The organism is Acidimicrobiales bacterium (genome assembly GCA_040219515.1).
Lineage (GTDB): Bacteria > Actinomycetota > Acidimicrobiia > Acidimicrobiales > Aldehydirespiratoraceae > JAJRXC01.
This window is the reverse complement of sequence record JAVJSI010000006.1, coordinates 1-3,777: the sequence shown is the minus strand read 5'-3', so window position 1 is coordinate 3,777 and position 3,777 is coordinate 1. Positions and strand designations below refer to the sequence as shown.

At 68.8% G+C, this 3,777-nt stretch carries 4 protein-coding genes; 3 read left to right on the top strand and 1 reads right to left on the bottom strand.

The annotated features are described in order from the left end of the window. The first annotated feature begins 248 nt into the window (after positions 1-248). Positions 249-1,664 (top strand): hypothetical protein, encoded by a 1,416-nt coding sequence (locus RIB98_04470; protein ID MEQ8840212.1) that lies wholly within the window; start codon positions 249-251, stop codon positions 1,662-1,664. A 28-nt stretch (positions 1,665-1,692) separates the two neighbouring features. Here the strand turns inward: RIB98_04470 and RIB98_04465 are convergent, their stop codons facing one another. Further along, entirely contained in the window at positions 1,693-2,589 is an 897-nt protein-coding gene (locus RIB98_04465) for an NAD(P)-dependent oxidoreductase (protein MEQ8840211.1), read from the bottom strand. 103 nt (positions 2,590-2,692) lie between these two features. Between RIB98_04465 and RIB98_04460 the strand changes: the two genes are divergently transcribed. Together RIB98_04460 and RIB98_04455 are read left to right on the top strand one after the other, a co-directional pair. Next, positions 2,693-3,439 carry a class I SAM-dependent methyltransferase gene (locus tag RIB98_04460; protein ID MEQ8840210.1) on the top strand — a complete coding sequence of 249 codons (747 nt, stop codon included), beginning with the start codon at positions 2,693-2,695 and terminating at the stop codon, positions 3,437-3,439. A gap of 10 nt (positions 3,440-3,449) precedes the next feature. Then, the coding region (locus tag RIB98_04455; GenBank protein MEQ8840209.1) for a hypothetical protein at positions 3,450-3,777 on the top strand (328 nt) is incomplete at its 3' end.

Genomic DNA, 3,777 nt, shown 5'->3' with positions numbered 1-3,777 from the left:
TTCGGGTGGGGTGCCGGGTGGTGGTCCACCGGAGTCGCCGGGTGGTTCGGGTGGGGTGCCGGGTGGTGGTCCACCGGAGTCGCCGGGTGGTTCGGGTGGGGTGCCGGGTGGTGGTCCACCGGAGTCGCCGGGTGGTTCGGGTGGGGTGCCGGGTGGTGGTCCACCGGAGTCGCCGGGTAATGCCGGCGGGAATGGTCGCGGACGTACGTAAGTCGACGTCGGCCGCGGTTTGGTGTCAGTCTTCTCGCATGGCTGGTCGTTGGAAACTCCTCACATTCGTCGCCCTGGTCGGGCTCGTCGCCTCCGCGTGTGACTACGCCTATGTCCCCTTCCTCGCCCGCGTCGATGGCGCGCTCGTGCTCACCGGCGCAGAGCTCGGCGTCGACGGCCTCGGGCTCGAGCCCGCACGGGCGCTCGCCTTCCGCTGGGATGCCGACGGCGCCGGGTGGGTGCAGATCCCCGTCCAGGTCGATGAGCGGGTCGTGGCCGATTTCGGCCGTGTGCCCGGCAACAATTCGTCACCCGGGGTCACCGGCACGGTCTACGGCAGCGGCTCGAACAGCGGGGTGACCGCGCTCGTGTATGCCGATCCCGGCACATGGGTGGGCGCCGACACCGACCCGACCGTCGACAGCGATGACGAGATCGTGGTGCTCGCCCGCGACGCCGGCCCTCGGGCGCCGAACGGCACCCCGCCACCCGGTGGCGTCGCGGTGAGCCTCGCTCGCGAGGTCGCCGTCGTCGATCCCGACGGCGGCGCCGCCGGCTACGTGTACTTCTACTACGGCAACGTCGGCGCCGATCCGAGCGCCGGCGTCGACCATGTCACCTATGACTTCTCGCTCGACGCCGGCGACTACAAGGACGACTACCTCCGAGCCGACGGGCCGAACCCCGAGTCGTCGACGGTGACGACCGACAACTATTCGATGGGGTTCAGCGATCGTTGGATCACCGACGAGCTGCGCATCGGGTGGGGCACCGGTGTCGACATCCTCGACGGGCACAAGTCACGGTTCGCGTTCTCCACCTGCGGCCGCAGCAACGCCACGTTCGCCAATGCCGAAGGTGCGTTCATCGCGAACATCGACGGCCCGATCCGAGCGATCCGTTCCTACATCGGCGCCAACAGCGGGCCGTTCACCCAGCGCACCGAGATCTTCTACGAGGACCGCTACGAGACGGTCACCGACCTGCGGGTCCACGCGATTCCGGGCGTGATGTCGTTCTGGGACTGGAGCGCGGCTGCGAGCGGCATGACCTACGGCAGCAGCGCGCTCAGCGGCACCGTCACCGTCGACGGTTCGCCCGACACGGTCGGCACCGAGCTCGCCGAGTGGGAGTACCTCGAGGGACCACAGGGCAACATCAGCCTCGCCGGGACCTTCTCCGGCTCCTACGTCCCGACACTCGAGCAGGTCTACGTCGACGACACCACGCCGCCGTTCAACGAGTGCTGGGGCGACGGCGACTTCTACGGCGCGTCGGGCCAGGCGATCGTGTCGTGGATCCCCAACACCGACCCGGCGCTGGGGGCATTCGAGACCTTCCGGGCCCACCAGGTGGCGGCCTTCTGGCCGACGGGCGGCAACATGGCCGCATGGACCGAAGCCTGGGCGGCCGAAGTGTTCCAGCCGCTCGCCGCGACGGTCACCGACTTCTGACCCGGCCCGACCTCGGGCTGGTTGCGGGTCAGCCGAAGATCTCGGCGAGGCGGCGGAAGCCGTCGTGCCAGCCGACGGTGCTCGGTCCCAGCACCGGACGTGATTTCGTCGTGTCGATCACGGCGCTCGGGATCGTGTGGTCGGTGGGGGCGAACGTCGGCTCGGGTGCGCCCGTGAGATCGCACATGTAGCGCGTCCACTCCTCGACCGACACGACGTCGTCGCTGCCCCAGTTGAGCACCGTGGCCGGTGCGGTCGCCGCCTCGAGCAGCGCCGGGATCTGGTTGATGATGTCCTCGTGGTGGATCACGTTGTAGCGACTGCCGTCGGTGTGCACCGGGATCGGCTGGCCGCCCTGGGCCATGAGCAGGTGGAACATCGGCCAGCCGCCTTCGTCGCCGTAGGGCACGCAGAGGCGGGCGATCGTGGTGGGGAGGTCGAACGCCTTGGCCGCGAAGCTCACCACCGACTCGGCCGCGGTCTTCGCCGTCGAGTAGGTCGGCATCATGTACTGGTGGTGGTCCTGGCCGAGCGCCGAGTCCTCGCGCATCGGCTCGCCGCCCGTGGGCGCGTAGACCGCGGTCGACGAGCAGTGCAGCACGGTCGTCGCCTCTCGGCAGTGCTGCATCAGGAGGCCGGCCGCATCGGCGTTGGCGGCCAGGTCCTTGTCCCAGCGGCCCGTCTTCGTCACGGCGAAATTGAGGACGTGGTCGGGGGCGGTCGGCACGGTGGAGAAGTCCGGGTCGATCAGGTCGACGGCATGGCAGGTCACGCCGGCCGCCTCCATCTCCTCCCGGCTGGCCGGGTCCTTGAACCGGGCCAGGCCGTGCACCTCGTTGCCCTGCGCGGCGAGCGCCTTGGCGACGGGCGTGCCCACCTGCCCGGTCGCTCCGGCGATGACGATGGTGGTGTCGGTGAGGCTCATGGACGGGACCCTATTGGGCCGGCCGGGTTCTCGCCGACTGCAATGCAACCGGCGGACCTGACAATTCCGGGCACTCGAGCCGCAGGCCTGAGAGCCTGCTGCGATGACCTTCTTCGACGACGAGATCGCGGTTCGCTACGACAGTCCCGCCGATCCGATGAACTCGGCGGACGCCATCGGACCCGTGGTCGAGAAGTTGGCCGAACTGGCCGCGGGCGGCCCTGTACTCGAGTTCGCGATCGGGACTGGCCGCATCGCGGTACCGCTGAGTCGGCGGGGCATCTCCGTTAGCGGAATCGAGCTCTCCGAGCCGATGGCGGCGATCCTCGCAGCCAAACCTGAGAGCGCCGACATCTCGGTGACGATCGGCGACATGGCGGCCACGCGCGTCGACGGTGAGTTCACACTCGTCTATCTCGTCTACAACACCATCACGAACCTCCTCGAACAACACCAGCAGGTCGCCTGTTTCGAGAATGCGGCCGCGCACCTGCTGCCCGGTGGGAGGTTCGTGATCGAGACCGGGGTGCCGCGGCTCCAGCGGTTGGGGGTGGGCGAGACCTACCTGCCCTTCGTCGTGTCGGATGGTCACATCGGCATCGACGAGTTCGATGTCGTCGCCCAGCGGCTCACCTCGCACCACCACTGGATCGAGGAGGGACGTTCTCAGGCCTTCTCGTCGACGCACCGCTACGCGTGGCCGGCGGAATACGACCTGATGGCTCGGATCGCCGGGCTCGAACTCGTCGAGCGTTGGGGTGGCTGGAAAGGCGAGCCGTACACCGCGACGAGCCGTTCGCACGTGTCGGTGTGGCGCAAGCCCGAGGTCGGTGTCATACCCCCTCGCTAGTGTGCATTGCATGGTTGATGAGGGTTTGCTGCAGGCGATGGACGAGGCGCTCGACGAGCTCCTGGTCACGCCGATCGCGCTTGACTCGTGGGCCGAGGGTGCGGCGTTGGTGCGTTCGGTCGAGGCCTGCGCTCGCAAGTTGCGGGCCGTGCAGGTGCGTGTGCAGGGTGAGCTCGACGGGTCAGGCCTGTATTCGGCGGATGGGTTCGTGTCGGCGAAGACGATGGTGCGTCACTGTGGCCGGTTGTCGCCGTCGCGCGCTGCGGCGCGTGAGCGCGGTACCCGGATGGCGGTCACGTTGCCCGATGTGTGGGCCGCGCTGTCGGCCGGCATGTTGG

Bases quoted from the DNA above. Each gene is read 5' to 3' on its own strand.
- RIB98_04470 (MEQ8840212.1), top strand. From the start codon at position 249: ATGGCTGGTCGTTGGAAACTCCTCACATTCGTCGCCCTGGTCGGGCTC.
- RIB98_04465 (MEQ8840211.1), bottom strand. From the start codon at position 2,589: ATGAGCCTCACCGACACCACCATCGTCATCGCCGGAGCGACCGGGCAG.
- RIB98_04460 (MEQ8840210.1), top strand. From the start codon at position 2,693: ATGACCTTCTTCGACGACGAGATCGCGGTTCGCTACGACAGTCCCGCC.